2 protein-coding genes are annotated in these 4,066 nt (G+C 53.4%); both read right to left on the reverse strand.

Annotated features, from left to right (window positions below; genetic code table 11):
- A partial coding sequence (locus tag D5S03_RS00005) for a 1-deoxy-D-xylulose-5-phosphate synthase N-terminal domain-containing protein (protein WP_287042322.1) occupies window positions 1-440 on the reverse strand: 440 nt, incomplete at its 3' end.
- A gap of 84 nt (window positions 441-524) precedes the next feature.
- On the reverse strand, window positions 525-4,066 hold a 3,542-nt coding region (locus D5S03_RS00010; RefSeq protein WP_287042323.1), incomplete at its 5' end, for a PEP/pyruvate-binding domain-containing protein.

Raw genomic sequence — 4,066 nt, forward strand, 5'->3', positions numbered from 1 at the left:
ATAGATAAGACTTTCTGATCGGTATCCAGTATGTCCCTGGCCACGGCCATACCCAGGCCGGCGGAAATAGAAGTGCTGGAGTGCCCCACGGCAAAATGATCAAAACTGCTTTCCACGGGTCTTGGAAAGCCGCTGATCCCCCCCCGGGCGCGAAGCGTATGGAAGCTGTCCCGCCTGCCAGTGAGAATTTTGTATGCGTAAGCCTGGTGCCCCACATCCCAGATAATCCTGTCCCTTGAAGGATTAAAGACCTTTAAAAGGGCCAGAGTCAACTCCACCGTGCCCAGCGAGGGTGCCAGATGCCCACCATTGGTGGAGACGACGTTTATGATAAGCTCTCTGACTTCCTGGGCCAGCCTGCTTAGTTGTGTCAGGGAAAGCCCCCGGATATCTTCAGGTGAGGCCAGCTCCGCCAGTATGGATTCTTCTTTAGGGGTCATATCTGTTACTTGATGTGCGGATGTTTAAAGGCCGGATACGTCCCAGATTCAAGACGTATCCGGCCTTGTTATTTGCAGCCTTTTCTAAGCGCCCGTTTTCTGTGATACTTGAGCCATGGCCTGCTCCTGTTCTTCATAAGTGGCAAAACCCGCCTGGTGCAAAGCATCGTCAATAGTCACCTGCCAGTCCCAGTTTGCATAGATTACCGGCTTGTGGAAGATATTGCGGAACTTGTACAGTTCCTGGCGGTAAAAGTCCTCCTTGCTGGATCCAAGATGCGAGTAGAGTTGTTCGTGCAGCCGTGCAGCCTCGCCCTCGTACCATTCAAGCTGGTCCTTATTAGAGGAGTATTTCTTGAGGATGTGCTCGTAGTTATTTTCTTTAAGCAGCTCATAGAGTCTCTCCAGATGCTGTGTCTGTAGCCAGGCCCCCATATCCCTCAGCTTGATGTTTTCCTTTTCAGTCTTGGCGAATTCTTCCTTGGTCTGGGCATATGTATCCGGAACAACAGATGCCGAAACGATTCCTGAAATGCACACCAGTCCACGGATAATCTTGCTGTTGGAGACTCCCTGCCCGCAGAAGCCAACCTTCTTGCCGTACTTCTGCCCGGTGAAGATGGTCACCAGTATGGCCCAGACCACTGCCGGATCCTCCTCGTCGTAAATGTGTCCCAGTCTGGAGTTGTCCCGGTCCGTACCCAGAACCAGCTGGGTCATATCGTTGGACCCGATGGAAAACCCATCAAATTCCTTTATGAATTCCTTGGCTATTATGGCATTGCTTGGGATCTCGGACATCTGGATAATTTTGAGACCGTCTTCACCTGAGCGCAGCTTGTGCACATCCGCCAGGTAGCGCTTCATGCTCCTGGCTTCTTCAAAGGTGCGCACAAATGGAAGCATCAATTGAAGATTGCTGCCTCCGAAAGCTCCCCTGGCCAGCTTGAAGGCCTCCAGTTCCCAGTCGTGGATATCTCTGGACACTCCGCGGTAGCCCAGCATGGGATTATCTTCGTAGTGCTCGAAAAGCATGCCGCCCATGAGGTTGCGGTACTCGTTGGTCTTGTAGTCCGTGGTCCGGTATACAATGTCTCTGCCGTAAAAAGCCATGGCAAACAGGGCCAGTCCCTGAGACAGGGTCTGAACATAAAGCTCTTTTCCGGTTCTAAAGCCACGACTTGTAATGTGGTCATGGATATTCTGCGACAGGTCGCGCACTGTATCCATTTCGTTTTTAAGGCCCACCTTCTGAGCCACATCAGTTCTAAGGTCCTGGATATTCTTCAGGTGTTCCTGGACAATGGGGTCGCGCTTTACCCGTTTTTCAATACGGCTTATATCCTCTTCCAGCTCTTCTCTTTTCTGCACCGTTTCCGGGTCATCCCCGGCAAGAAGCATAAGCTGGTCTGCATACCCCATAATAATGGCGATATGCTCTTTTAAATCCAGAGACGTCTTAAGCACTTCCAGCCTCTTGGTGGCCAGATCAATATGCTCGTCCAGCTTTTTGTCCAGCTCCCGGAGCTGCCGGTGCATGGCCAAAACCTCATCCGTGCCTTTAGCCCCTTTCTGATCAGTCATCTGACTCATGCGCTCTTCAAGGCCGGATATAATTCCCACATACCTTCTAAGGTTAAGATCCAGGCTCACCAGTCCAGCGGTCAACTGGTCCCGGACAACCTTGGTAAGTTCGTTTTCCATCTCCCTGAACTTCTTGTTCACCACCGAGTCCAGGTAGCCCTTGTCATAGGCGTCCAAAGCCTGGGGGTGCACCCCGATATTGGCCAGCATGAATTCCGCCCGCAGAAGCCCCACCTCAAAGTCAGGCATGCGGCGCAGTCTGGACAGGAACAGGGCCTGACCCACATCGGCAAGAATAAGGCCTACCTTGGTCTTTGTGGCCGGCAGCTTGCCCACGTCTATCTCGCCGCCCACCTCTTCCAGAGGAACCAGACCGCGGTAGACAAGCCCCCTTGAGCCGTCTACGGTCACCTCCTGGCCGTCCAGGGCCCGCAGGGCCTCCAGCCTCTTGATGCCGATGATGGCCGGAATCCCCAGCTCCCTGGAGGTAATGGCTGCGTGGCTTGTATCTCCACCGGCATCAGCCAGAATCCCTGATGCAACGCGCATCCCGGGGACCATGTCCGGATCAGTGCGTTCCGCGGCCAGGATATCGCCCTTGTTGATCTTGTTCAGCTCCAGAGCGGAGCGCAGAAACTTGACAGTACCCTGTCCAGCCCCCCTGGAAGCGCCGTTGCCTTCGAGTATTATCTCTGCATTGGCAATGGCATTTTTATTCGCCTCCATACGCCGCATAAAGATGGTATCCGGGTGCTTTTCCAGCTCTTCGTTCCATCTGGTTTCCGGTCTGGCCTGAACAAACCACAGACGATCCCAGGCATCTATGCAGAACTCGGTGTCCATGATCATGCCCTCATAGGCCTTGCTGATGGCCCGCACCCCTTTGGCCACTATTTCGGCCTGGGCCAGGGACAGGGACCAGCGGGTGACCAGGTCTTCAGGGACCTTCTGCACCACGGTCCCTACTCCGGTCTCATCGTAAACTATCTTTTTATCCTTAAAGCCCATCTGCCGGATGACCACTTCCTCCCCGTCATCGCGCTGAAACACGTAAAATTTGTCCGGAGTGACCATACCGCTTACCACCGCTTCCCCCAGACCGTAGCTGGCATCAATGGATACCAGGTCCTTGCGGTCTGTTCCCTGGCAGCCGGTGGCGGTGTCTGCGCTGAAGGCTGTACCGGAAATGACGGGATTGATCATGCGCATGATACAAACGGACAGGGAAGTGTTTTCTATGGACCACTCTTCCTTGGCCTTGGAGGCTATGGAATCATCTCCGGTGGATTCAGCTTTGGCCACTGCATCCAGAATGGCCTCTCTGCGATAGGTCATGCTGCGTAGATTGTAAGCAGAGGCGCAGTCCCAATGATATGCCTCCACTGCGCTGCTTTCGCTGACGATATTCAAGTAGGTATCCTGCAGTCCGGCAAAGGCCTTTTTGCGGCTGTCCTCTCCGGCAGCAGAAGACCGGACAGCTACAGGCACGTTATCCTGTCCCACTTCCTTGCAGATACCTCTATAGGCCTGTCTTACCGCTTCTTCTACATCCTTGGGCAGGTCCACGCTCAATATGGCTGTCTGTACCAGGACAGACCTCTTGCGCAGCTGGTCTATGCCTTCTGGTGATACTGCAAAGCCTTCCACCACGTTGTTTATGAAGGTACGCAGCCTGATAAAAGTGCTGTCTTTCTTTTGCGGGGTTCTTTTGACCTGGACGGCAAGCTTGCGAACCAGTTTTTTCAAAAAATCCGGATCATCGTTGATGGCCTGGCCCTTCCAGTCAATAACGTCGTACTCCTTGTCCACCGAAGCCCTGATGGCCGCAGCGTTGACCTTGGTCTCATCCAGGAGCTTGTGAAAGGCGGTGGCAGATATGGCCCTGAACTGTGGAGCCCGAATGTTTTCAATGGTGTTGATTATGGCGGTATTAAAGTTCTTTCCGCCCACAAGAAGTTCGGCCTCAACACCCATCTCCATGATTTCGCTGGCCTTCAGGACCAGTTTGGATTTGAGGGAATCAAACCTGCTCTTCTGCTTGG

This window comes from Desulfonatronospira sp. MSAO_Bac3, assembly GCF_003838035.1.
GTDB classification, from domain to species: domain Bacteria; phylum Desulfobacterota; class Desulfovibrionia; order Desulfovibrionales; family Desulfonatronovibrionaceae; genus Desulfonatronospira; species Desulfonatronospira thiodismutans.